Origin of the sequence: Sphingosinicella sp. (assembly GCF_013911755.1) — a bacterium.
Taxonomy (GTDB): Bacteria; Pseudomonadota; Alphaproteobacteria; order Sphingomonadales; family Sphingomonadaceae; genus Sphingosinicella.
In genome coordinates, this window is sequence record NZ_JACESP010000001.1 from 232,883 (window position 1) to 257,975 (window position 25,093).

The window sequence follows — 25,093 nt, forward strand, 5'->3', positions numbered from 1 at the left end:
ATGCGCCTCAAGGACCTCGTGGAAAACGGCAGCGATGCGACGATTACCGGCTTTGCGATCGATCACCGAAAGGTCGCGCCCGGAACGATCTTCGGCGCCTTCCGCGGCACGCGCTTCAACGGCGAGGATTTCATTGCAGACGCGGTGAAGGCTGGCGCGGTGGCGATCGTGGCGAGTCCGGACGCGAAGGTCGAAGGCGCGCTCCACATCGCGGATGCCGAGCCACGCCGTCGTTTCGCGGCGCTGGCGGCGAAGTTCTTCGCGCCGTTCCCGGCCACGACGGTTGCAGTGACGGGCACGAACGGAAAGACCTCTACGGCGGAACTGACGCGGCAATTGTGGCGCATGGCGGGGCACGTTTCGGCGTCGATCGGCACGCTCGGCGTCACCACCGCCGACGAACAGATTTCCACCGGCCTGACCACGCCCGATGTCGTGACATTCCTTTCGAACATGGCGGGACTGGCGCGCGAGGGCGTGACGCACGCGAGCTTCGAGGCGTCGAGCCACGGGCTTGCGCAATATCGCACCGAGGGGCTGCCGGTGCGGGCCGGAGCGTTCACCAATCTCAGCCGCGATCATCTCGATTATCACGAGACGATGGAGGCCTATCTCGAGGCCAAGCTGCGGCTGTTTACCGAGGTCACGGACAGCGACGGCACGGCCGTGATCTGGGCCGATGATCCGGTTTCGGAGCGGGTGATCGGAGTCGCGAAGGCGCGGGGCCTGAAGGTGCTTACCGTCGGGACAAAGGGCCAGGCGCTGCGACTCGTCTCGCGGACGCCGAACCAGCTTGGCCAGACGCTGATGATCGCGGCGGGCGGCACCGAGAAGAAAGTCGAGCTGCCGCTGATCGGGGCGTATCAGGCGGCGAATGCGCTGGTCGCGGCGGGGCTGGTGATCGCGACCGGGGGCGATATCGCGACGACGCTCGGGCATCTTTCGCGGCTGGTCCCTGTGCGGGGACGCCTGGAGCGCGCGGCGCTGACGCGCGCGGGCGCGCCGATCTATGTGGATTACGCGCACACGCCCGACGCGATCCGCGCGGCGATCGAGGCGCTGCGGCCGCACGCGAAAGACCGGCTGCACATCGTGCTGGGCGCGGGCGGCGACCGCGACAAGGGCAAGCGGCCCGAGATGGGCAAGGTCGCGACAGAGCTTGCCGATGTTGTTTATGTGACCGACGACAATCCGCGCTCTGAAGATCCGGCGACGATCCGCGCCGAGATCATGGCCGCGGCACCGGGCGCGACCGAGATCGGCGACAGGCGCAGCGCCATCGCGGCGGCGATCGCGGCGGCAGGCGCGGACGACATCGTGCTGATCGCGGGCAAGGGGCACGAGCAGGGGCAGATCGTGGGCGATCGCATCCTGCCGTTCGATGATGTGGCGGTCGCGCGCGAGTGCGCGGCATGAGCCTTTGGACGGCGGCCGAAATCGCGGACGCCACCGGCGGAACCCCGAGCGGCGACTTCGTTGCCGAGGGGGTGACGTTCGATTCGCGCGAAATCATCGGCGGCGAGCTGTTCATCGCGATGAAGGGCGAGGCGACGGACGGGCATCGTTTCATCGAAGGCGCGCATGAAAGGGGCGCGGCGGGTTTCCTCGTCAGCGAGGACTGCGCGTATCCGCACGTACGCGTCGCGGACAGTTTCGAGGGGCTGCAGGCGCTTGGGCGCGCGGGGCGCGAACGGGCGGGTGCGTGCGTGGTGGGCGTTACCGGCAGCGTCGGCAAGACGAGCGTGAAGGAGGCCCTTCGCCACGCGTTTCAGGAAATCGAGCCCGAACACACGCATTGGTCGGTGAAGAGTTACAACAATCACACCGGCGTGCCGCTCAGCCTTTCGCGGATGCCGAGGGACACGCGGCTTGCGGTGTTCGAAATGGGCATGAACCACGCGGGCGAGCTCGCCGTGCTCACGCGGCTCGTGCGCCCGCACGTCGCCGTGGTGACGTGGGTGACGTCCGCGCACCTTGCGTTCTTCGATGGCGAAGAAGCGATCGCCGACGCGAAGGGCGAGATCTTCGAAGGGCTGGAGCTCGGCGGAGTCGCCGTGCTGCCGTTCGACAGCCCGCACTACGCCCGCCTGCGCGCGAAGGCGGAGCAGCACGCCGCGCGCATCATCAGCTTCGGCAGCGGAGCGGGGGCCGACGTGCGCGCTGTCCAGTCCGCGAGCGATGCGGGCGGATCTACCGTGATCGCGGACGTCGAGGGCAGCCGCGTCGCGTACCGAATTCCGCTGCCCGGCGCGCATTGGATCGCAAACAGCCTCGCCGTGCTCGCCGCGGCGCACGCGGCGGGTGTCGATCTTGCCGCCGCGGCGCTCGGGCTTTCGCAGATGCAGGGCCTCGAAGGGCGCGGCGCGCAGTACCGGATCGCTGCGAAGGACGGCGAGGCGCTGCTGATCGACGAGAGCTACAACGCCAATCCCGCATCGATGGCGGCGTCGCTCGCGGTGCTCGGCGCCGCGAAGGCGACGCGCCGCATCGCCGTGCTGGGGCCGATGCGGGAACTCGGTGACGCGAGCGAGCGCCTGCATGCCGATCTCGCACCGCATGTGAGCGCGGCGAAGGTCGATGTGGCGGTGCTCGTGGGCGACGAGACGCTTCCGCTTGAGGGTGCTCTCCCTCGCGAAATCGCGGTGGTTCGCGTAAGCGACGCCGCTGGTGCCCGTGCGGCGCTTTCGGACATCATCGCCGCAGGCGACGCCATCCTGCTCAAGGCATCGAACAGTGTCGGGCTCGGTCGGGTCGCCGGCGCGCTGCGGGGGATCAACTGACATGCTTTACATTCTCGCCGAAGCGCTCGACTTCCCCGGCATCCTCAATCTGTTCCGCTACATCACGTTCCGGTCCGGCGCGGCGGTCATCACCGCGCTCGCCATCGGGCTCATCATCGGCCCGCGCATGATCGACTGGCTGCGCGTGAAACAGGGCAAGGGCCAGCCGATCCGCGAGGACGGACCTGCGAGCCACCTGCTGACCAAGCGCGGCACGCCGACGATGGGTGGGCTGATGATTCTGATTTCGCTCTCCATCTCGACCCTGCTGTGGATGAACCTTGAAAACCCCTACGTCTGGGCATGTCTGTTCGTAACTCTGGGTTTCGGCGCGATCGGCTTTTCGGACGATTATTCGAAGGTTTCGAAAGGCAGCCACAAAGGCGTTTCCGGGCGCACACGGCTGCTGCTGGAATTCATCATCGCGGGCATCGCCTGCTGGGCGATCACCGATGTGACCGACACGCGGCTGTTCTTCCCGTTCACGAACTTCGGCCTCGATCTCGGGCCGTTCTATATATTGTTCGCGGCATTCATCGTTACAGGATTCGGCAATGCGGTGAACCTGACGGATGGGCTCGACGGGCTTGCGACCATGCCGGTCATCATCGCAGCGCTGACCTTCGCACTCATCGCCTATCTGGTGGGGAACATCCGCTTTTCGGATTACCTTGGCATCCTGTTCGTGAACGGCGCGGGCGATCTCACCGTATTTCTCGGCGCGCTGATCGGCGCGTGCCTCGCCTTCCTATGGTACAACGCGCCGCCCGCCGCCGTGTTCATGGGCGACACCGGTAGTCTCGCGCTCGGCGGGGCCCTGGGGTCGGTCGCGGTCGTCACGAATCACGAAATCGTGTTGCTTCTCGTCGGCGGTCTTTTCGTGCTGGAAACCGTCTCGGTGATCGTGCAGGTGGCGAGCTTCAAGCTCACCGGCAAACGCGTTTTCAAGATGGCTCCCATCCACCACCATTTCGAACAGCTCGGCTGGCCCGAATCGACCGTGGTCATCCGCTTCTGGATCGTTTCCATCGTGCTGGCGCTCGCCGGCCTTGCGACGCTGAAACTCAGATGATTACCGCGCGCGCCTTCGCCACCCGGCACTACGCCGTCTTCGGCCTCGCCCGCACCGGGCTCAGCGTCGTCGCGGCCTTGCGGGCGGCGGGCGCGACGGTGACGGTGTGGGACGACGACGCGAAGAAACGCGCGGCGATCGAGGACGTGCAGGTGCATGTCGCCGATCTGAATTCGGCGGATCTTTCTGCCTTCGACGGCATCATCGTGTCGCCGGGCGTGCCGCTCAACACGCATCCGCTCGCCGCGCGCGCGGCGGCGGCGGGCGTGCCGGTGCTCGGCGACATCGAGCTGTTCGCGCAGGCGCGCGCCGAACTGCCGCCGCACAAGGTTGTCGGCATCACCGGCACCAACGGCAAATCGACGACGACCGCGCTCATCCATCATATTCTCGCGCACGCGGACGTTCCCGCGACGATGGGCGGCAACATCGGCCTGCCGATTCTGTCGCAGGACGCCTTGCCGGAAGGCGGGGTTTACGTGCTGGAGCTTTCATCATTCCAGATCGACCTGACGCAGGGTCTTGCCTGCGACGTGGCGATCCTGACCAACATCACGCCCGACCATCTCGACCGTTATGACGGCATGGCGGGATACGCCGCATCGAAGGAACGCCTGTTCGACATGCAGGCGGAGGACGCAGCGGCGATCTTCATGTCGGACGATGACTACACGGCCGCGATCGCCAAGGGGCGGGGCGGCGTTCCGGTCTCGTTCGATGACGTGCTGGGCGAAGGCGTGTCGCTGGTGAATGGCGCGGCATATGTTGACGGCGAACTGCTCGGCTACCAGGCGGATTGGCCCTCGCTCGCCGGACCGCACAATGCGCAGAACGCGGTTGCGGCGATCGCTGCGACGCGTGTGCTCGGCCTCGGCGCAGCGGCGATCAAGGCGGGTCTTGAAACCTATCCGGGCCTTGCGCACCGCATGGAGCGCGTCGCGGAAATCAATGGCGTGCTTTACGTCAACGACAGCAAGGCGACGAACCCGACCTCGACCGCGCCCGCGCTCGCCGCTTACCCCGCAATCCACTGGATCGTCGGCGGCAAGCGCAAGACCGATGAGCTCGATGCGTGCCTGCCGTATCTCGGCCACGTGCGCGCCGCCTATGTGATCGGCGAGGCGGAAACCGTCTACGCGCATCTGCTTGGTACGCACATTCCGGTGATCCGCGCGGGCACGGTGGAGCGTGCGACGCAGCTTGCCGCGGGCGCCGCGAAGCCGGGGGAGGTCGTGCTGCTGTCTCCCGCGTGCGCGTCTTACGATCAGTTCCGCGATTTCGAACAGCGCGGCGACGTCTTCAAGGGCGCGGTGCAGGAGCTTGGCAAGGCATGAGCACACCCCTCGGACGCGCGGACAAGACGCTTCTCGGCCGCTGGTTCTGGACCATCGATCGGCCGCTGCTCGCGCTCGTGCTTGTGCTGATCGGTATCGGGCTCATCGCTGTCGCGGCGGCGTCTCCCGCTGCGGCGCACCGCTATTCGGGCGGCAGCGTGAAGCTCGACGACATGTACTATTTCAAGCGGCAGCTGTTCTGGATCCTGCTCGGCGTGCCGCTGATGCTCGGCGTTTCGATGCTGACGGTTCCGTGGGCGAAGCGGCTTTCGCTGATCGGCACGCTGGTGTTCATCGTCGGACTGGCCGCGGTGCCGTTTTTCGGCGTCGAAGCGAACGGCGCGGTGCGCTGGCTGAGCCTCGGGGGCTTCCAGCTACAACCATCGGAATTCCTGAAGCCGCTGTTCGCGGTGACGAGCGCCTGGGTGCTGGCCTCGCGGTTCGATGACGGTGACGTCCCGGCGTTCAGCGTGTCGTGTGGGCTGCTCGTGCTCGTGGTCGCGATGCTGGTGATGCAGCCCGACATCGGACAGTCGGCATTGTTCGTCGGCGTCTGGCTTGTGCAGGCGGTGCTTGCGGGCATGAGCTTCGCAATCCTCGGGATCGTGCTTGCCGCGGGTGTCGCGGCGCTTGTCGTGGCGTATCTGTTCGTGCCGCACGTCACGAGCCGTATCGACCGCTTCCTCACCGGCGACGGCGACACCTACCAGATCGACAAGGCGCTCGACGGATTCCGCGCAGGCGGACTGTTCGGCGCGGGGCCGGGTGAGGGGCAGAACAAGTTCTCGCTGCCCGAGCCGCACACCGATTACATCTTCTCCGTGATCGGCGAGGAATTCGGCGCGATCGCGTGCACCGCCATCGCCATATTGTTTCTCGCCATGATTGTGCGCGTGCTGCTGCAGCTTCTGGAGGAGGAAGACCCGTTCGTGTTCCTGGGCGCGGCGGGGCTCATCACGCAGATCGGCGGGCAGGCGATGATCAACATCGGCGTGAACCTGAACCTCTTGCCTTCCAAAGGCATGACGCTGCCGTTCATCAGCCACGGCGGATCGTCGTTCCTGGCGCTCTCGATGGGCATGGGGCTTCTGCTCGCGCTGACGCGGCGCAACCGCTTCCTCAAGTCCTCGCCCTATGTGCCGCGGGGTCGCACGGCATGAGCGGGCGGCACTTCTACGTCGCGGCAGGCGGCACCGGCGGGCACATGATGCCCGCGCACGCGCTTGCCGAAGAACTGATCGCGCGCGGCCATACCGTGTCGCTGATCACCGACGAACGCGGCGCGCGACTGGAGGGAATTCTCACCAAGGGGCCGCGCCACGTGATCGAGGCGTCGACGCTGGGCAAGAATCCGCTGAAGTGGCTCGGCGCGTGGCTGAAGATCCGTGCGGGGCGCAAGGCGGTTTCGCGGCTGATCGCGGAAGATTCGCCCGCCGTGGTGATCGGCTTCGGCGGCTATCCCGTGCTCCCAGCGATGCTCGCCGCGCAAAAGGCGGGCGTGCCGACGATCATCCACGAACAGAATGCCGTGCTCGGCCGCGTGAACCGGCTCGTCGCGCGCAAGGCGGATGTGATCGCGACGTCATTTCCCGATACCGCGCGCGTGAAGCCGGAGCTTGCCGACAAGGTCGCGCTCGTCGGCAACCCCGTGCGCGAGGCGATCGCGGAGATCGGCAAGGCGGCGTATCCGGCGCTGGAGACGGACGGCATCTTCCATGTGCTGGTGACAGGCGGCAGCCTTGGCGCAAGCATCTTCGGCGAGGTGGTGCCGCCGGGGCTGGGGCAACTTGATGCGAGCCTGCGGCACCGGCTGCAGGTGATGCAGCAGTGCCGCGCCGAGGACATCGAGCAGGTGCGAAGCGAATACCGGCGGCTCGAAATCCCCGCCGATCTTTCCACCTTCATCGACGACATGCCCTCCGCGATGGCGTGGGCGCATCTCGTGATCGCGCGCGCGGGCGCTTCCACGGTGAGCGAACTGTGCGCGGCGGGACGCCCTGCGATCCTTGTGCCGCTGCCGATCGCGACCGACGATCACCAGGCCGCGAACACGCGCGAAGTCGTCGCGGCGGGCGGCGCGCGCATGATGCGGCAGAAGGGCTTCAAGCCCGCCGAACTCGCGCGGCAGATCGAGGCGATGGCGCTTCAACCGGGCGCGCTTGCCAACGCGGCGCGGCGTGCCCTTGCCGTCGGGCGGCCGAACGCATCGCGGGCACTCGCCGACCTTGCCCTGCGGCTGGCCGGTGTGCCATTGGCCCTCGAAACCCCTGAGATCGGAGCCAGCGCATGACGGGCATCGCCCGCGACATCGGAACGATTCACTTCGTCGGCATCGGCGGCATCGGCATGTCCGGTATCGCCGAGCTGATGCACAACCTCGGCTACAAGGTGCAAGGCAGCGACATCGCCGAATCCTATGTGATCGAAGGGCTGCGCAAGAAAGGCATCGACGTCCACATCGGGCACAAGGCGGAAAACCTTGGCGATTCGGCCGTGGTGGTGACGTCCACGGCGATTCGTCGCGGCAATCCCGAGGTCGATCTTGCGCTCGAAAAGCGAATCCCCGTGGTGCGGCGCGCGGAGATGCTTGCCGAATTGATGCGACTGAAGTCCACGGTGGCGGTGGCGGGCACGCACGGCAAGACGACGACGACCTCGATGGTCGCGGCGCTGCTCGACGCGGGCGGGCTCGACCCCACGGTCGTGAACGGCGGCATCATCAACAGCTACGGATCGAACGCGCGGCTCGGCACCAGCGACTGGATGGTCGTGGAGGCTGACGAGAGCGACGGCAGCTTCCTGCGCCTGCCGCCGACATTCGCGATCGTCACCAACATCGATCCCGAACACCTCGATCACTACGGCAGCTTCGACCAGATCAAGCAGGCGTTCGTCGATTTCGTTGAGCACGTGCCGTTTTACGGCGCGGCGATCCTGTGCATCGATCACCCCGAGGTGCAGGCGATTCTGCCGCGCGTGCGCGACCGGCGCGTCGTCTCCTACGGCTTTTCCGCACAGGCCGATGTGCGCGGCGAGAACGTGACGCCGGTGCCGGGCGGCAACCGCTTCGACGTGCTCATCACCGACCGCGACGGCAACCAGCGCCGCATCGACGGGCTCGAACTGCCGATGCCGGGGCGGCACAACGTGCAGAACGCGCTTTCCGCCGTTGCCGTGGCGCTTGAGCTTCAGATTTCGGGCGAGGACATTCGCAGTGGCTTTGCCAAGTTCGGCGGGGTGAAGCGGCGCTTCACCAAGGTCGGCGAGGTGGACGGCGCGTCGATCATCGACGACTACGGACACCATCCCGTCGAGATCAAGGCGGTGCTTGCCGCTGCGCGCGAAGGCGTGAAGGGGCGGGTGATCGCGGTTGTGCAGCCGCATCGTTTCACGCGCCTGCGCGATCTGATGCCGGAGTTCCAGACGGCGTTCAACGATGCCGACACCGTGTACGTCGCGCCTGTCTACGCGGCGGGCGAGACGCCGATCGATGGCGTGGATGCCGCGCATCTGCTTGCCGGGCTCAAGCGATCGGGACACCGCGATGCCTATACGGTGGAAGGACCCGAAGACCTCGCACAGAAGCTCGCCGCGACGATCCGCGAAGGCGACATGGTCGTGTGTCTCGGCGCGGGCGACATCACCAAATGGGCGGCAGGACTTGCGGACGCGATCCGCCGCGAACGGGGAGCGGCGTGACGGCGGCTGCGGCCGTACGCACGATCCCTGCCGCCGCGGGGCGGCTGACTCCGGACGCGCCGCTGGCGCCGCTCGTATGGTTCAAGTCGGGCGGCAATGCCGAATGGCTGTTCGAGCCAAAGGATGCGGATGACCTTGCCGCATTCCTTGCGGGACTTGAACCCGACGTGCCGGTGATGGCGCTGGGGCTTGGGTCCAACCTCATCGTGCGCGACGGCGGCGTCCCGGGTGTCGTCGTGCGGCTCGGCAAGGCGTTTGCGGCGGTGGAACGGCTCGATGAGGTGACGCTGCGCTGCGGTGGGGGGGCGTCTGGCATTCTTGTCTCCTCGACAGCACGCGACGCGGGGATCGGGGGACTCGAATTCCTGCGCTCGATTCCCGGCACCGTCGGCGGATTCGTGCGCATGAACGGCGGCGCATACGGCCGCGAGACGGCGGACATTCTCGTGGACTGCGAGGTGGTGCTGCGTTCGGGTGAGCGTAAAACCCTGAGCCGCGACGATCTCGCCTATACCTATCGGCACAGCGCGCTTCCCGAAGGCGCGGTGGTGACTGCTGCCACATTTCGCGGCATCCCGAATGACCCCGCAGCAATCAGCGCCGAGATGGACCGGATCGCGGAGGCGCGCGAGGCCTCGCAGCCGCTGCGCACCAAGACAGGTGGCTCGACATTCAAGAATCCGCCAGGCGACAAGGCGTGGCGGCTGGTCGATGCGGCGGGATGCCGAGGCCTGATGCGCGGCGGCGCACAGGTCAGCGAAAAGCACTGCAATTTCCTGATCAACACGGGCGATGCCACCAGCGGCGATATCGAAGCGCTCGGCGAGGATGTGCGCCGCCGCGTGAAGGAGACGCAGGGCGTTGAGCTTGAATGGGAAATCCAGCGCGTGGGAGTGGCGAAATGAAGGTTGCGGTGCTGATGGGCGGCTGGTCGAACGAGCGCGAGGTGTCCCTCACCAGCGGCAAGGGAATCGCCGACGCGCTAAAGCGTTTGGGCCATGATGTTTACGCTGTTGACATGGGCCGCGACGTTGCCGCAAAGCTGAGTGAAATCAAGCCTGACGTCGTGTTCAATGCCCTGCATGGAACACCCGGGGAAGACGGCACGGTTCAAGGAATGCTCGACGTGTTGGGGGTGAAATATACGCATTCGGGTCTGGCGACGTCGGTCATCGCGATCGACAAGGAACTGACGAAGCGTATTCTCGTGCCCGCCGGTATCCGCATGCCCGAAGGGGTCGTCGTTGACTCCGCCAGCGTGCACACCCGCGATCCGCTGCCGCGCCCTTATGTGTTGAAGCCGGTCAATGAAGGTTCCTCCGTGGGCGTCGCGATCGTGACCGACGAGAGCAACTACGGCACACCCATTGCCGTTGACGCGCCCGGCCCGTGGACGCAGTTCGAAAAACTGCTCGCCGAGCCATTCATCCCGGGCCGCGAACTCACCGTCGCGGTGATGGGCGACGAACCGCTCGCCGTGACCGAACTGATCCCGACGCGCGGCTTCTACGATTACGACGCCAAATACACGGACGGTCTCACCGTGCATCAATGCCCGGCGGAGATTCCCGAGGAGGTTGCCGCCGAAGCGATGGCGATGGCGCTGAAGGCGCACCGCGTACTCGGCTGCAAGGGCGTCAGCCGGTCCGATTTCCGCTACGATGAGAGCCGGGGCCTCGCCGGGCTTTATCTGCTGGAGGTGAACACCCAGCCCGGCATGACGCCGCTCAGCCTTGTGCCGGAGCAAGCGAAGTATCGCGGCATCGATTACGACACGCTCGTTGCGCGCATTCTGGAAGACGCGGAATGATGGGGCGCACGAGGCTGGCCTGCGATGAGTGAGCGCATCACCCTGAAGCGGGGGAAGCGCCCGCCGCCGCAAAGGGCCAAGTCGCCTGCGCCGCGCGCGCGGGCGGCAGGTCCGAAATCGGGTCGGCTGATGGCGCCGGCGGTGTCTCTGGGCGCTGCCGGCATCGCGCTGTTTGCGGCCTGGCTCTACCAGCTTCCTGACAAGCTCTGGATGGCGGCCGCCGTGGGCGTCGCCGACGCGGGTTTCGAGGTGAAGAACGTCGAGGTGACCGGCCTCAAGACGATGAGCCGCCTGCCGGTTTACACCGCGGCGCTCGACGGGGCTTCGGATTCGATGCTGCTCGTCGATCTCGACGACGTGCGCGACCGGCTGCTGATGTTGCCGTGGGTGAAGGATGCGAGTGTCGGCCGCCGCCTTCCCGACACGCTCGCGATCGACATCACCGAGCGGAGACCCTACGCGATCTGGCAATATCGTGGCGAGCATCGGCTTGTGGATACCGAAGGCGCGGTGCTGCCTTCCGAGAACATCGCGCGCTATGCGAAGCTGCCGATCGTGGTCGGCAAGGGCGCGAACACCGAGGCGGCGAACCTGATCGCGCTGCTCCATGATTACCCGGCGGCGGCGAAGCACGTTGCGGGCGCGGTGTGGATCGGCGAGCGGCGCTGGGACCTGAAGCTGAAATCGGGCGAGACGCTCGCGCTGCCCGACGATTATGCCGAGGCGCGCGCCGCGCTTGGAAATTTCGTGCGGATCGACCGGGATTCGGGGCTTGTCGACAAGGGCTTCAGCCGTTTCGACATGCGCCTCGCGGACCGGCTGACCGTGCGCATCTCGCAAAACGACAAGAAGCCCACGGTCGCACAGCCAGCCACGCAACCAGCAACAGGCGGAACAGAAATATGAGGGTTGGGCCGCTATGAGAGTCCGGAACACCGGCAGCCGGGGCGAACGCACGATTGCGGCGCTCGATATCGGCTCCTCGAAGGTGGCGGCGCTTATCGCCGTCAGCGACGGGGAGAGCCCGCCGCGCGTGATCGGCACCGGCCAGCGCGCCTGCACGGGTCTGCGGCAGGGCCTCGTCGCCGATCTGGAGCGCACTGAAAGCGCGATCCGCGCCGCGATGGAGCAGGCGGAACGCAATGCGGGCGTGACGGTCGAGAACGTTGTCGTCAGCGTTTCGGCGGGCGGGCTCGATAGCGAGATCGTGTCGGTCGAGGTCGATATCGGCGGCCAGCGCATCGAGCGCGGCGACATCGATCATGTGCTTTCCGAAGGCCGCGCGCAGCTCGACGCGGGCGGGCGCACGATCCTGCACGCGCAGCCCGCGCTCTACACGCTCGACGAGACGACGCGCGTGATGAACCCGCTCGGCCTCCATGCCGATCGGCTGGGCGTCGATATTCACATCATCACGGCGGACACGCCGCCTGTGCGCAACCTTGACCAGTGCGTGCGCACGGCGGACCTTGGCGTGCAGACGATCGTCGCGTCGCCGATCGCGGCGGGCCTTGCCTGCCTCGCGCCTGAAGAGCGCGAACTCGGCGTCGCGCTCGTCGAGATCGGCGCGGGCGTCACCAACGTTGCGGTTCACGTGCGCGGGATGCTCGTCGGCCTTTCGGTGATCCCGATGGGTTCCGAAGACATCACCGCCGACATCGCTTCCACCTTCTCCACCCGGCGCATCCACGCCGAGCGGCTGAAGACGCTGTATGGTTCGGCGACGACGAGCCCCCGCGACAATCACGACATGATCGAGATCCTGCCGATTTCCGAGGACGACGACGTCGAGCCGACGCGCGTGCCGCGCGCGCAGATCGTCGCGGTGATTCGCGACCGGCTCGACATGCTGTTCTCCGACGTGGGGGAACGTCTCAACGAAATGGGCTTCAAGGGACCGCGCGGACGCCAGATGGTGCTGACGGGCGGCGGCGCAGAGCTCAAGTGCATCGCGGACTTCGCGCAGGGGTTGCTCGGGCGGCACTGCCGGGTCGGCCGTCCCCGTGGTCTCGTGGGGCTTCCCGAGGCGCAGGTGGGCAGCGCTTTTTCGACGCTCGCGGGGCTCGCGCTCTACGGCGCGGAGGATCGCGAAGACCTATGGGCGGGCAGCGTCCGCGACGGCGGACAGATGCGCATGTCGCGCTCGCCGTGGGGCCGGATGATCGAAGTGCTGAGGTCCAACCTGTGATGACATACCAGATGTTGATTTTTTTTCGTCTTGGGGATTCACGCGGAATCGATCCTGTCGTAGTGTTTAACAAATGCGCTCTTGTGGGGGGCGCCGGCGCCAAAGGAGAGCATCATGAGTCTTGAGTTGCAACGCCCCGAGCTTACCGAACTGAAGCCGCGGATCACGGTAATCGGCGTCGGCGGCGCGGGCGGCAACGCAGTCGCGAACATGATCTCCTCGGGCCTCGAAGGCGTCGATTTCGTGGTGGCGAACACCGATGCGCAGGCGCTTTCGGCGGCAACGGCGGAAACCCGGCTCCAGCTCGGGCTCAAGATCACGCAGGGCCTCGGCGCCGGTTCGCGTCCCGAAATCGGCCGCGCGGCCGCTGAGGAAACGCTCTCCGAGATCGAAGGCGCGCTGGACGGTTCCCACATGTGCTTCATTACCGCCGGCATGGGCGGCGGCACCGGCACCGGCGCGGCGCCTGTCGTCGCCAAGGCGGCACGTGAGCGCGGCATCCTCACAGTGGGCGTCGTCACCAAGCCGTTCGCTTTCGAAGGCGCGCGCCGGATGCGTTCGGCCGAAGAGGGTATCGCCGAGCTTCAGAAGCACGTCGACACGCTGATCATCATTCCCAACCAGAACCTGTTCCTGATCGCCAACGCGAACACGACGTTCAAGGACGCGTTCGCGATGGCCGACCAGGTGCTGCACCAGGGCGTGCGCGGCATCACCGATCTGATGATCATGCCCGGCCTCATCAACCTCGACTTCGCCGACATCCGCACGGTGATGAGCGAGATGGGCAAGGCGATGATGGGCACCGGCGAGGCCGAGGGTGAGAACCGCGCCATCGAAGCGGCGGAAAAGGCGATCGCCAATCCACTGCTCGACGAAGTTTCGATGCGCGGCGCCAAGGGCGTCATCATCAACATCACCGGCGGCGAAGACCTCCGCCTGATGGAAGTCGATGAAGCCGCGAACCACATCCGCGAGATGGTGGACCCCGACGCCAACATCATCGTCGGCTCGGCGTTCAACGCGAACCTTGAGGGCCGGATGCGCGTGTCGGTTGTTGCGACCGGTATCGACGCCACCGCCAAGGTCGCCGAACCCGCGCGGCCTTCGACGACTGTCAGCGGTTTCGGTTCGGTCGCGGGCAGCTTCGCCCCGGCGGCGCCGATCCGCCCCGCTGCGGCCGCTGCACCGGCGCCCGAAGAGCGGCAGATCACGCTAGAACCGCCGGTGGTGGCCGAGGAACCGAGCCTCGTCGCCGAGGCCGAGCCGGTTCAGGAGGCCCAGCCGGGCTTTTCGGACAATGTGATGCCGCTGCGTATGCCCGAGCCCGTGCGCGAAGCCGCGCCCGAGCCGGTGGCCGCCGAGGCACCGCCCGCGCCGATCAACGAGCCGGTGGAGCGTCCCTATGTGGCGCCCCGCGCCGCGCGCGAGGAACCGCGCCCGGGTCCGACGCTGTTCGAGCGCATGATGAACCTCAGCCGGGGTGCTGACAAGGCGCGCGCCGAAGAGCCGCAGCCCGTTGCCGAGGAACCGGCCGGGCAGGATCCGCTGGAAATCCCGCGGTTCTTCCGCCGTCAGGTCAACGACTGATCCCAGGATCAGATGGAACATGGAGGGCCGGGCGACAGACCCGGCCCTCTCTGTTTCATGACCTTGCGGACGCGCGGCGCTTGACCGCAACGACGCTGCGTCGCAAATCGATGGCAAGAAGGGGAGAGGGATGGCGGGACCGCTTTCGGGCGTGCGTATCATCGAAATGGCGGGCCTCGGACCGGGGCCTTTCGCGGGCATGATGCTTGCCGATCACGGCGCGGAGGTGATCCGTATCGATCGGCCGGGCGGAATGCCGGAAACCGTGCTTGGCCGCTCGCGCCGCTCGATCGTCGTCGACCTGAAATCGCCCGAGGGCATCGCGGTGATGCGCAAGCTGGTGAAGACCGCCGACGGGTTGATCGAGGGGCTGCGCCCGGGCGTGATGGAGCGGCTGGGGCTTGGCCCCGACGTGCTGCTTGGCGACAACCCGCGGCTTGTCTACGGCCGCATGACGGGTTGGGGACAAACAGGTCCGCTCGCCCATGCCGCAGGCCACGACATCAACTATATCGCGCTTTCGGGCGCGCTGCACGCCTATGGCCGCGCAGGCGAGAAGCCGACGCCGCCGATCAACATGGTCGGCGATTTCGGCGGCGGCGGCATGATGCTCGCATTCGGTATGGCCGCTGCGCTGCTTTCGGTGCAGAAAACGGGAAAGGGCCAAGTGCTCGACGTGGCGATGACCGATGGCTCCGCCGTGCTGATGGGCATGATCTGGGGCTTCTTCGGGCAGGGCGCGTGGAAGGACGAACGCGGCGTCAACATGCTCGATACGGGAACGCACTTCTACGACACCTACGAATGCAAGGATGGCGGCCATATTTCGATCGGTTCGATCGAGCCGCAGTTCTACGCCGCGCTGCGCCGCATCGCGGGGCTTGAGAACGACGCCGAATTCGACGCGCAGATGGACCCGTCGCGCTGGGGACCGCTCAAGGCCAGGCTGACGGCGCTGTTCCTCACGAAGACGCGCGCGGAATGGTGCGCGCTGATGGAAGGCACGGACGTGTGTTTCGCGCCGGTGCTGTCACTCACCGAGGCGCCGTCGCACCCGCACAATGCGGCGCGCGGCACGTTCATCGAGGTGGGCGGGATGACGCAGCCTGCGCCCGCGCCGCGCTATTCGGAGACGGTGACGGATAGGCCGACCCCGACGCCGCGCACGGGGGCGGATACGGCGGCGATCCTAGGCGAACTCGGCTACTCGGATGCAGAGATCGTGGCGCTGGCGGGCGCGCGGGCCCTCGCGACATGATGCGCGCAGCCACCGCCCTGCTGCTGCTCGCGGCGACGGCCGACCCATCGCTCGCGCAGACGCGCAAGGAGAAGGACGACGGAGCGGTCGCGGCGCTGAGCAATCCGGCGCGGCTTGTCACCATCGGCGATCATGGCCGCAATTCCGGCGATTTCATGCTCGCGCTGAGCTTCTACGAACGTGCTCTCGGGATCGATCCCGGCTTCGTCCCCGCGCTCCGGGCCTCGACCGAAGTCGCGCTCGCGATGCGGATGCCGCAGGCGCTGTCGTATGCGGAGCGCTGGGTGCGGGCGACGCCGAAGGACGGGCTTGCGCACCTCGCGGTGGGCGCGGCGCTCGTGCAGCAGAACCGGCCCACGGAAGCGCAGAAGTCGTTCGCGCTCGCCGAGGCGGCGGGAGGTCCACCCGCGGCGATCGCCATGCAGCGCGGCCTTGCCTTCGATCTGCTCGGGCAGAGTCGTAACGCGCAGATCGCCTATGCGGATGCGATGCAGCGCGTGCCGGGCGACCGATCGATCGTCGAGCATCTGGCGCTCAGCCTCGCGATCGGCGGCGACAATGAAGCGGCGATGCAGCTCTTGCAGCCGGAGGCGGAAAAAGCATCCGGCCAGCCGAGTTTCGAACGCACGCTGGTGCTCGTCCACGCGCTCGGCGGGCGGCGCGATCTCGCGCGGCGCATCGCGACGGCCAACCTCAGCCCGCAGGCGGCCGCCGGGGCCGGGGACGTGCTCGAACGGATCGCCAGCCTGCCGACCCCGGCCGCGAAAGCGGCTGCCGTGCATCTCGGCATCCTGCCCGATGCAGGGCGACCCGCGCAGGCGCCGGCAGTCGTAGCACAGGCGCCAACATCTCCGCCGCCCGCGCCCGAACCCGAGCCCGAGCCGGCGGCGCCGGTGATCGAAAGTCCGCCGCCGCGCGCGCCGGAGATCGCGGCCGAAAAACCTGCGCCTGCCAAGCCTGCCGCAGCCAAACCCGCGCCGAAGCCGGAACCGCTGCCCGCCGGGTTGCCGAAGCTTTCAGCGTCGCAGCTCAAGGCGGCGCATGTGTGGCTGCAGCTTTCGAGCAGCCCGGACCGCGCGCTGATGACGTTCGACTTCGCACGCTTCAAGCGCAAGGCGAGCGTGATCGGCAACTATAACGCCTATGTGCAGAATGCCGACGGCACGCACCGCCTGCTGATCGGGCCGTTCCGATCCGCCGGAGATGCGCAGAAAGTCTCGCGCCGGTTGAAAGCGGCGGGGGTCGACTCCTACATCAACCGCGCGCCGGCCGGCTCCGCCATCGCGCCGCTCTGATGCTGGCGCCGTACGCTTCGAACCCCGCCGCGTCGCGGGGGCGGCTTCATTCCGAAAGCCCGAGCGCGCGCCGCGACGCGTTTCAGCGGGACCGCGACCGCATCATCCATTCGACCGCCTTCCGCCGCCTGAAGCACAAGACGCAGGTGTTCGTATCGCCGGACGGCGACCATTTCCGCACGCGGCTGACGCACAGCCTCGAAGTCGCGCAGATCGGCCGCGCCATCGCGCGCACGCTGCAGTTCAATGAAGACCTGACCGAAGCGCTCTGCCTTGCGCACGACCTCGGGCATCCGCCGTTCGGCCATGTCGGCGAGGACGTGCTCGCCGCGCGCATGGCGCCGTGGGGCGGCTTCGACCACAACGGCCACACGATCCGGATGCTGACCACGCTCGAGGTCCGCTACGCCGATTTCGACGGGCTCAACCTTTCGTGGGAAACGCTGGAGGGCCTCGCCAAGCACAACGGGCCGGTGACGGCGTCGGGCTGGGCGCTCGGCGACTACAACGCGCGCCACGATCTCGATCTCGCGACGCACGCGGGGCCGGAGGCGCAGCTCGCCGCGCTCGCGGATGACATCGCCTACGACAACCACGATCTCGACGATGGCCTCCGCGCCGGGCTGTTCACGCTCGGCGAGGTCGCGGCGGCGGTGCCGCTCGTCAGCGAGTGTCTGGACGCCGTGCGCGCGCGTCATCCGGGCGCGCCCGACGACCGGCTGGCGGCCGAACTCGTGCGGTTCCAGATCGGGCGCATGGCCGATGATCTGATCGAGGAAACCGCCCGGCGTCTTGCCGCGCTTGCGCCCGCCGATGTGGAGGCCATCCGCCGGGCCGGGGCGCCCGTTGTTCGCTTTTCGGAAGCGATGCAGGCGGCCGAGCGCGACCTCAAGCGCTTTCTCTACGCGAACATGTATTTCCACGCGCGCAACCTCGCGATGCGCGAACCCGCCGCCGCGGTGACGGGCGAACTGTTCGACATGCTCCACGACGATCCTTCGAAGCTGCCCGCCGATTGGCGCGAGCGCCTGCCCGAAACCGAACCGGCGCGCGCGCGCCACATCGCGGATTTCATCGCGGGCATGACTGATCGCTATGCCCTGAAGACCTTCGAAGCGCTGGGCGGGCAAATCGCCTTCCCACCGGGCGCGATCATCTGATCAGCCGGTGACCGCCTGCGCGCTGCGGTCGCTTCCCCGAAAGATTACCTGGTTCCGACCATTTGCCTTCGCCTTGTAGAGCTCCTGATCGGCCCAGCCGTAGAGGCGCTGGAAGCTGAGCGCGCGGTCTGCCGAGGCGACTCCGATGCTGACCGTGACGGCATGGCCGGTGCGCAGTTCGGGATGATGCAGATCGGCGATGCCGCGTCGCACGCTTTCGGCGAACTGGCGGAGGCCGATGGGGGTGAGCCCGGTGACGGCGAGCACGAATTCTTCCCCGCCGATGCGCCCCGCGACGCATAGCGGCCCTTCCCAGCGTTCGAGTCGGCGCGCGATCCGGCACAGCACGGCGTCGCCGGCCTCGTGGCCATAGGTGTCGTTGACACGCTTGAAATGGTCGACATCGATCAGCAGCAGGCCGAAGGGCTCGCCCGGCGCGGCGCGGCCCTCGATCATGAACTCGGCGCGATCCACGAAGCCCCGCCGATTGAGCAGGCCTGTGAGTGCATCGCGGCTGGCAAGCTCGCTCATGCGTGCCTCCGCCGCGCGCGCCTTGTCGCGCTCGTCGCGGAGGTGCGCGATCCGCAGCGTAACGGCGATCGAGAGCCAGATGGTCTGCAATGCCGCCGCGACGAGCATCACGACCTGCGAGCCGCCGCCATAGACCCAGTCATTCACGTCGATAACCTGTACCAGCGCAAGCGTCGCCATCGGCAGCCCCCACGCCCACGCGAGCGCCTTCGCATCCGCGTTTCCTGCGCGGCAGGCGTTGACGAGGCTGAGCGTGACAAGCGCGAGGACGGACAGGGTGAGCGCGCCGAGAACGGCAACCTGCCAACCGAGCGCCGGCCCCGTTTCCAGCGAGACGAGAATGCCGAAAGGCATGATGAAAAGACCGAGCGCGAGCGTGCCGATGCGGAGCGCGCGCGGTCCCATGTCTTTCCCCAGCGCCATAACGCCACTGATGGTTGCCAGCGTGACGGCGAGGCAGGCAAGAAAGGTGCAGATCTGCGATGACCAGCCGGCGATGCCGGGCGCGACGATGAGTGCGAGCTGAGACCAGAGCAGACCCCACGCGACCATCGTGACTGCCCAGAGCCCGTGCCACAGCAGGTAGATGCGGCGCAGCGCCATGCCCACCAACAGCGTGTAAAGCGCGCCGAGCGCGAGCAGCGTGATCGCGCTGCCGACGACCACAGGCAGCACGGCGGCCTGGGCATTGGCTTCATCGGCGTCGGGCAGACGGATTCTGAGCAGTTCGTGGCTCGCGAGTCCGTCGAAACGCAGAAGAACGGTCTTGACCGGCGCGGCGAGCATCGGGGGTTCGAACGCGATCTGCCCGCCGATCCGCCAGTGCGCGCCATAATTGCCCCGGCGCACGGTTTGCGAGGCGGTTCGGCCGTCCGCGTAAAGGAAAACCGCCGTCAGTCGCTCGAAGCGCGTTTGATGAACATAGACGATCCGCGAATCGGCGGGCGCATCGATCTTCAGCCACAGGCTGCGCTGCCGATAGTCGGCGGGCTCCCCCGAACACTCGAACGCGTCCGGTTCGGCTGCCGAAAGGTCCGTCACCGCATGGCAGAAGCGGGCTTCCGCGCGCGCCTCATCGCCCGCTGCAGCGGCGATAAGCGATAGAAATGCAAAGGCAATTACGCGGTACATAGGAACGGCGCACGCATACTCGTCGAAGGGGGCTCTTGTCAGCCCACCTTGCGCGAAGGGCTATAAGAAACCGTTACGGATGTTTTTCGAATTGGAAACGAGCACGCGACGCGCTCTGCCGTGCGGACGGTGACGGATGCTTGGCGCCCACGGGGAAAGCGGTGTAAGGCCCCGGGCAAATCTCATTTTTGCAGATAGCAGGCCTGGTCGTGAGCACTGTTTTTGAAACCTATACGGCGGCGGTCCACGCCGCGCTCGACGCGCTGGAGGCGGCGGGGGCGATTCCGGCCGGGCTCGACCGCAAGGCCGTGGCGCTCGAACCGCCGCGCGATCCCTCGCACGGCGACCTTGCCACCAACGCCGCGATGGTGCTGGCGAAGCCCGCAGGCAAGCCGCCGCGCGCGATCGCCGAGCCGCTTGCCGTTGAGCTTGCCAAGGCGTCGGGCGTCGCATCCGTGGAGGTGGCGGGGCCGGGCTTCATCAACATCCGCCTCGATCCTGCCGTCTGGATCAGCGAGCTGAACGCCATTCTCGCGGCGGGCAGCGATTATGGGCGCACGGGCATGGGCACGGGCGTGCACGTCAATGTCGAATATGTCTCGGCGAACCCGACGGGGCCGATGCACATGGGCCACTGCCGGGGTGCCGTCGTTGGCGATGCGCTCGCCGCGCTGCTCGAATTCGCGGGCTACGAGGTGACGCGCGAATATTATGTGAACGACGCGGGCGGACAGGTGGACGTGCTCGCACGCTCTGCGCACCTGCGCTATCGCGAGGCGCTGGGCGAGGATATCGGCGAGATTCCCGAAGGGCTCTATCCGGGCGATTATCTGAAGCCGGTGGGTGAAGCGCTGGCGGCGGAGTTCGGCGATGCCCATGTGGGCAAGCCGGAGAGCGAATGGCTGGCGCTGTTCCGCACGCGCGCCGTCGATGCGATGCTCGCGCTCATCAAGGCCGATCTCGCGCTGCTCGGCATCCACCACGACCTGTTTTCATCCGAAGCCGAGGTTCAGGCGGCAGGCGAGGCTGACCGCGCCGAGGCTGAACTGCGCGCGAAGGGTTATGTCTACGAAGGCGTGCTCGAACCGCCGAAGGGCGAACTGCCCGATGACTGGGAGCCGGTGGAACTGACGCTGTTCCGATCGACCGCATTCGGCGACGACGTCGACCGGCCGCTCAAAAAGTCGGACGGGTCATGGACGTATTTCGGCGCCGACATGGCGTATCACAAGCGCAAGGCCGAGCGCGCCGACCAGCTGATCGACATCTGGGGCGCCGACCATGCCGGCACGGTGAAACGGATTCAGGCGGCGGTCGCGGCGCTGACGGACGGCAAGCCGTTCGACGTGAAGCTCGTGCAGATGGTGCGCCTGTTCCGCGCCGGTGAGCCGGTGAAGATGTCGAAGCGATCGGGTTCGTTCGTGACGCTGGCGGACGTGGTGCGCGAGGTCGGCAAGGACGTCGTGCGCTTCATGATGCTGACGCGGCGGGCCGATGCACCGCTCGATTTCGACTTCGCCAAGGTCGTCGAGCAGTCGAAGGACAACCCGGTCTTCTATGTGCAGTACGCGCACGCGCGGATTTACTCGCTGGCGCGCCGCGCGGCTGAGGCGGGCTTCACCGTCGCCGCGCCCTCGGCGGCTGATCTTGCCCGGCTCGACGAGACCGAACTCGATCTCGTGCGGTTTGCCGCGCAGTGGCCGCGCATCGTCGAGGCGGCGGCGAACGCGCACGAGCCGCACCGCATCGCCTTCTACCTCGGCGATCTCGCCGCGGCGTTCCACGCCAACTGGAACCGGGGCAACGACGATCCTTCGAAGCGCTACCTGATCGCGGACGATCCCGGCATCACCAACGCGAGGCTGGCGCTGGCGCGTGGGCTGGGGCAGGTTATCGCGAACGGCCTTCATGTGATGGGTGTGACCCCGGTCGAGGAGATGCACTGAGATGGCGCGTGGCTACCGGGACGACGAGGACGACGATGCCCTGCCGTGGCTTGAACCCGCGGAGCCGGAGGATGAGGACGAGGCGCGGGCTTTTCCGTATCGCGGCCTCATTATCGCGGGCGCCATCATCGTGGCGACCGTCGCGGTGCTGTGGTTTGTGGTCGAGTGGATTGGCGGAGGCCGCGGCACAGATACGGTCGCGGCAACGGACGAGGTGCCGCTCATCCAGGCGCCGGAGGGGGCTTACAAGGTCCGCCCCGACGACCCCGGCGGACTCGATGTCGACGCCGACAGCCTGACGCACTCGGTCGCCGAGGGGCAGGATCCCGGGGGCGAGCTTGCGCTCGACGTGATCCCCGAAGAGCCCGTGCCCGTCATTCCGGCAGCGCCCGTTCAGAATGCGCCTGTGCCCGAACCCGGCACGGCGGCGCGCGCGACCGTGCCGCCGCCCGCACAGAAGGCGCTTCCCCCCGAGAAAGCCTTGCCGAAGCCAGTGGAAAAGTCTGTCGCGAAGCCGCCGGTCAAGGAAACGACGAAGCCGGCGCAGAAGGTTGAGACGCCAAAGTCGGCACCGAAGCCGGAGCCTGCGAAGCCTGCGCCGGCGAAGGTTGCAGCCGCGAAACCCGAGCCTGCAAAGGCGACGGGCAGCGTTACCGTACAACTCGGCGCCTTCAACAGCACGGCGAGCGCCGATCAGGTGTGGTCGAAGCTTTCGGGGCGCGTCGGCGCGCTCGGCGGACTGCGCAAATCGGTGCAGCCGGTCGAAAGCGGCGGCAAGACGCTTTATCGCCTGCGCGCGGGCGGCATCGCCTCCGAAGCACAGGCGACGAGTGTCTGCTCTGCCGTGCAGGCGGCGGGCGAGCAGTGCGTGATCGTGCGCTGAGCCGCGCGTGACGCCGCTGCTGCTCGGCCTTTCAGGGCTTGCAATCACCCACGATGAACGCGCGCTGTTCAAGGCGGCGGACCCGGCGGGCTACATTCTCTTCGCGCGCAATATCGACACGCCGGATCAGGTGCGTGCGCTGACCGCCGATCTGCGCGCGCTTTCGGGGCGTGATGATCTGCCGATCCTGATCGATCAGGAAGGCGGGCGCGTCGCGCGGCTCGGGCCGCCGCACTGGCCGCTGTTTCCGCCTGCGCGGCGTTTCGGCGAAGTGTTCGGCATAGCGCCGGTCACGGCCATCGAGGCGGCGCGGCTGAATGCCAAGGCGATCGCGCTGACGCTCGCGGACCTAGGTATCAGCGTCGATTGCCTGCCGGTGCTCGACGTGCCGGTGCCGGGCGCGCACGACATCATCGGCGACCGCGCTTATGCGCTGGAGCCCGGCGCGGTCGCCTCGCTCGGCGACGCGACGCTGCGCGGGCTGCGTGCGGGCGGTGTCGTCGGGGTCATCAAGCATATTCCGGGGCACGGGCGCGCCGCGGCGGACAGCCACCTCGAACTGCCTGTGGTAACGGCGGATCGCGCCGCGCTCGAAGCCGATTTCGCGCCGTTTCGCGCGCTCGCCGCCGCGCCGATGGCGATGACCGCGCATGTGCTCTATCAGGCGCTCGACCCGGATGCCTGCGCCTCACAATCGAAGATCGTGATCGAACAGACGATTCGCGGCACCATCGGCTTCGACGGCCTGCTGATGGCGGACGACCTCGGCATGAGCGCGCTTGGTGGCACGCTTCCCGAGCGGCTCGCAGGCGTGCTTGCGGCGGGCTGCGACCTCGCGCTCCACTGCAGCGGCGACTTTGCCGAGAATGCGATGCTTTGCGAAACGGCGCCCGCGTTGACGGCGGAGGCGCTCGACCGGCTGGTGCGCGCGATGGCTTGGCGCCGCGCCGAGGGCGAAACCGATGTCGCGGCGCTTGTCGCGAGGCGGGACGCGCTGTTAGTCTCCGCCGCATGACCGAGATCGTTTCGATCGACTTCAACGGCAACGAAAGCGAACGCCTGAACCTCGATATCGAGGGTTGGGAAGGGCCGCTTGACGTGCTCTTGCACCTCGCGCGGGCGCAGAAGGTCGATCTGGCGCGAATCTCGATCCTCGAACTCGTCGAGCAGTATCTCGTCTTCATCGCGGACGCGAAGACGCTGCGGCTGGAATTGGCCGCCGACTATCTGGTGATGGCGGCGTGGCTCGCGTACCTCAAGTCCTGCCTGCTGCTGCCGAAGGAGGAGCAGGAGGAGCCGAGCGCCGAGGAACTGGCGCTCCGCCTGCAACTTCGGCTGCAACGCCTCGACGCTATGCGTGAAGCGGGCGCGCGGCTGATGGCGCGCGACCAGATCGGGCGGGACGCCTTCATGCGCGGCGCGCCCGAAGGCGTCCGTGTGGTGAAGACCGCGACGTGGGACTGTGAGCTTTACGACCTCCTGAAGGCCTATGGCGCGATCAAGAGCCGGCACGGCCCCCGCGAGTATGCGGTGCGCCGCCGCCCGGTGTTCTCGCTCGAAGAGGCGCTGGACCGGCTGGAATCGATGCTCGGCACCGCGCTCGACTGGACCGTGCTGTCGAGCTTCTTGCCGGACGGCATCACCGATGAGGACTTCCGCCGGTCAAGCGTCGCGAGCAGCTTCGTCGCCGCGCTTGAACTGACGCGGCTCGGCAAGACCGAGCTGTCGCAGGCGGACAGCTTCGCCCCCCTCTTTCTCAGAAAGCGCCAATGAGCGACGCGATTGACGACGATCTCCGGTTCCAGCGCATCATCGAGGCGACGCTGTTCGCTGCCGACAAGCCGCTGACGCGCGAGCAGATCGCCGAGTTTCTGCCAGAAGGCACGCCGGTGCAGCCGCTGCTCGATGCGCTTGCGGAAAGCTATGCGCCGCGCGGCATCAACCTCGTGCAGCGCGGCGGCAAGTGGCATTTCCAGACGGCGGGAGACCTCGGCGATATCCTGCGGCGCGACGAGGATCAGACGCGCAAGCTTTCGCGCGCAGCGCTCGAAACGCTGGCGATCATCGCTTATCACGAGCCGGTGACGCGCGCGCAGATCGAGGAAATCCGCGGCGTTTCCATCTCGAAGGGCACGATCGACGTGCTGATGGAGGCGGGATGGGTGCGTCCGGCGGGCCGCCGCGAGGTGCCGGGGCGCCCGCTGCTGTATGCGACGACGCAGGGCTTCCTTGTTCACTTCGGCCTCTCCACGCGCCGTGACCTGCCGGGCCTTGCCGAACTGAAGGCCGCGGGCCTGCTGGAGCCTATCGATGCCGCGATGAACCAGCTCCAGTTCGAAAAGCCGCCCGAAACTCCGGATGTCGACGAGACCGACGCGGAGGAAGAAATGGACGACGAGGCGCTCTAGGATTCGCA

The 25,093-nt window shown here is 67.2% G+C and carries 21 protein-coding genes; 20 read left to right on the top strand and 1 reads right to left on the bottom strand.

The annotated features are described in order from the left end of the window. The 15 genes from H2052_RS01235 to H2052_RS01305 all read left to right on the top strand — a co-directional run bounded on the left by H2052_RS01235 (position 1) and on the right by H2052_RS01305 (position 18,186). A complete protein-coding gene (locus H2052_RS01235) occupies positions 1 to 1,416 on the top strand; it encodes a UDP-N-acetylmuramoyl-L-alanyl-D-glutamate--2,6-diaminopimelate ligase (protein ID WP_293776946.1) in 1,416 nt (471 codons plus the stop codon). Beyond that, positions 1,413 to 2,780 (top strand): UDP-N-acetylmuramoyl-tripeptide--D-alanyl-D-alanine ligase, encoded by a 1,368-nt coding sequence (gene murF / locus H2052_RS01240; protein WP_293776948.1) that lies wholly within the window; start codon positions 1,413 to 1,415, stop codon positions 2,778 to 2,780. Before H2052_RS01235 ends, murF begins: the two co-directional genes overlap by 4 nt. 1 nt (position 2,781) lies before the next feature. Further along, a complete protein-coding gene (gene mraY, locus H2052_RS01245) occupies positions 2,782 to 3,852 on the top strand; it encodes a phospho-N-acetylmuramoyl-pentapeptide-transferase (protein ID WP_293776950.1) in 1,071 nt (356 codons plus the stop codon). Then, positions 3,849 to 5,186 (top strand): UDP-N-acetylmuramoyl-L-alanine--D-glutamate ligase, encoded by a 1,338-nt coding sequence (murD, locus tag H2052_RS01250; RefSeq protein ID WP_293776952.1) that lies wholly within the window; start codon positions 3,849 to 3,851, stop codon positions 5,184 to 5,186. Before mraY ends, murD begins: the two co-directional genes overlap by 4 nt. After that, positions 5,183 to 6,346, top strand: a complete 1,164-nt coding sequence (locus tag H2052_RS01255; protein ID WP_293776954.1) for a putative peptidoglycan glycosyltransferase FtsW — start codon at positions 5,183 to 5,185, stop codon at positions 6,344 to 6,346. Before murD ends, H2052_RS01255 begins: the two co-directional genes overlap by 4 nt. Beyond that, a complete protein-coding gene (murG, locus tag H2052_RS01260) occupies positions 6,343 to 7,476 on the top strand; it encodes an undecaprenyldiphospho-muramoylpentapeptide beta-N-acetylglucosaminyltransferase (RefSeq protein WP_293776956.1) in 1,134 nt (377 codons plus the stop codon). The genes H2052_RS01255 and murG overlap by 4 nt, the downstream gene beginning before the upstream one ends. Next, the gene (gene murC, locus H2052_RS01265) at positions 7,473 to 8,885 is read left to right on the top strand and encodes a UDP-N-acetylmuramate--L-alanine ligase (protein WP_293776958.1); all 1,413 of its coding nucleotides are present in this window, start codon (positions 7,473 to 7,475) and stop codon (positions 8,883 to 8,885) included. Before murG ends, murC begins: the two co-directional genes overlap by 4 nt. After that, positions 8,834 to 9,790: a UDP-N-acetylmuramate dehydrogenase gene (gene murB, locus H2052_RS01270; RefSeq protein ID WP_293776960.1), complete on the top strand. Its 957-nt coding sequence runs from the start codon at positions 8,834 to 8,836 to the stop codon at positions 9,788 to 9,790. Before murC ends, murB begins: the two co-directional genes overlap by 52 nt. Then, positions 9,787 to 10,695 (top strand): D-alanine--D-alanine ligase, encoded by a 909-nt coding sequence (locus tag H2052_RS01275; protein ID WP_293776962.1) that lies wholly within the window; start codon positions 9,787 to 9,789, stop codon positions 10,693 to 10,695. The genes murB and H2052_RS01275 overlap by 4 nt, the downstream gene beginning before the upstream one ends. A 24-nt stretch (positions 10,696 to 10,719) precedes the next feature. Beyond that, positions 10,720 to 11,601 (top strand): FtsQ-type POTRA domain-containing protein, encoded by an 882-nt coding sequence (locus H2052_RS01280; protein ID WP_293776965.1) that lies wholly within the window; start codon positions 10,720 to 10,722, stop codon positions 11,599 to 11,601. A 13-nt stretch (positions 11,602 to 11,614) separates the two neighbouring features. Next, on the top strand, positions 11,615 to 12,883 hold the full coding sequence (gene ftsA / locus H2052_RS01285) for a cell division protein FtsA (RefSeq protein WP_293776968.1): 1,269 nt from the start codon (positions 11,615 to 11,617) through the stop codon (positions 12,881 to 12,883). A gap of 114 nt (positions 12,884 to 12,997) precedes the next feature. Continuing rightward, complete coding sequence (gene ftsZ / locus H2052_RS01290; RefSeq protein WP_293776969.1) at positions 12,998 to 14,473, top strand: cell division protein FtsZ; 1,476 nt, start codon at positions 12,998 to 13,000, stop codon at positions 14,471 to 14,473. Positions 14,474 to 14,603: 130 nt separating this feature from the next. Next, on the top strand, positions 14,604 to 15,731 hold the full coding sequence (locus H2052_RS01295) for a CaiB/BaiF CoA-transferase family protein (protein WP_293776970.1): 1,128 nt from the start codon (positions 14,604 to 14,606) through the stop codon (positions 15,729 to 15,731). Continuing rightward, positions 15,728 to 17,026, top strand: coding sequence for an SPOR domain-containing protein (locus H2052_RS01300; protein ID WP_293776972.1), 1,299 nt, complete (start codon positions 15,728 to 15,730; stop codon positions 17,024 to 17,026). The genes H2052_RS01295 and H2052_RS01300 overlap by 4 nt, the downstream gene beginning before the upstream one ends. Next, positions 17,026 to 18,186, top strand: coding sequence for a deoxyguanosinetriphosphate triphosphohydrolase (locus H2052_RS01305; RefSeq protein ID WP_293776973.1), 1,161 nt, complete (start codon positions 17,026 to 17,028; stop codon positions 18,184 to 18,186). Before H2052_RS01300 ends, H2052_RS01305 begins: the two co-directional genes overlap by 1 nt. On the opposite strand, the gene H2052_RS01310 is transcribed toward H2052_RS01305, so the two are convergent. After that, positions 18,187 to 19,848, bottom strand: coding sequence for a diguanylate cyclase (locus H2052_RS01310; protein ID WP_293776974.1), 1,662 nt, complete (start codon positions 19,846 to 19,848; stop codon positions 18,187 to 18,189). A gap of 209 nt (positions 19,849 to 20,057) precedes the next feature. Between H2052_RS01310 and argS the strand changes: the two genes are divergently transcribed. From argS to scpB, 5 genes are read left to right on the top strand one after another with little or no spacing between them, the layout of a single operon-like run. Beyond that, the gene (argS, locus tag H2052_RS01315) at positions 20,058 to 21,794 is read left to right on the top strand and encodes an arginine--tRNA ligase (RefSeq protein ID WP_293776976.1); all 1,737 of its coding nucleotides are present in this window, start codon (positions 20,058 to 20,060) and stop codon (positions 21,792 to 21,794) included. 1 nt (position 21,795) lies between these two features. Continuing rightward, entirely contained in the window at positions 21,796 to 22,677 is an 882-nt protein-coding gene (locus tag H2052_RS01320) for an SPOR domain-containing protein (RefSeq protein WP_293776977.1), read from the top strand. A 7-nt stretch (positions 22,678 to 22,684) separates the two neighbouring features. Then, on the top strand, positions 22,685 to 23,692 hold the full coding sequence (nagZ, locus tag H2052_RS01325) for a beta-N-acetylhexosaminidase (protein ID WP_293776979.1): 1,008 nt from the start codon (positions 22,685 to 22,687) through the stop codon (positions 23,690 to 23,692). Beyond that, positions 23,689 to 24,450, top strand: coding sequence for a ScpA family protein (locus H2052_RS01330; protein ID WP_293776980.1), 762 nt, complete (start codon positions 23,689 to 23,691; stop codon positions 24,448 to 24,450). Before nagZ ends, H2052_RS01330 begins: the two co-directional genes overlap by 4 nt. Next, the gene (gene scpB, locus H2052_RS01335) at positions 24,447 to 25,085 is read left to right on the top strand and encodes an SMC-Scp complex subunit ScpB (protein ID WP_293776982.1); all 639 of its coding nucleotides are present in this window, start codon (positions 24,447 to 24,449) and stop codon (positions 25,083 to 25,085) included. The genes H2052_RS01330 and scpB overlap by 4 nt, the downstream gene beginning before the upstream one ends. Positions 25,086 to 25,093 lie beyond the last annotated feature (8 nt).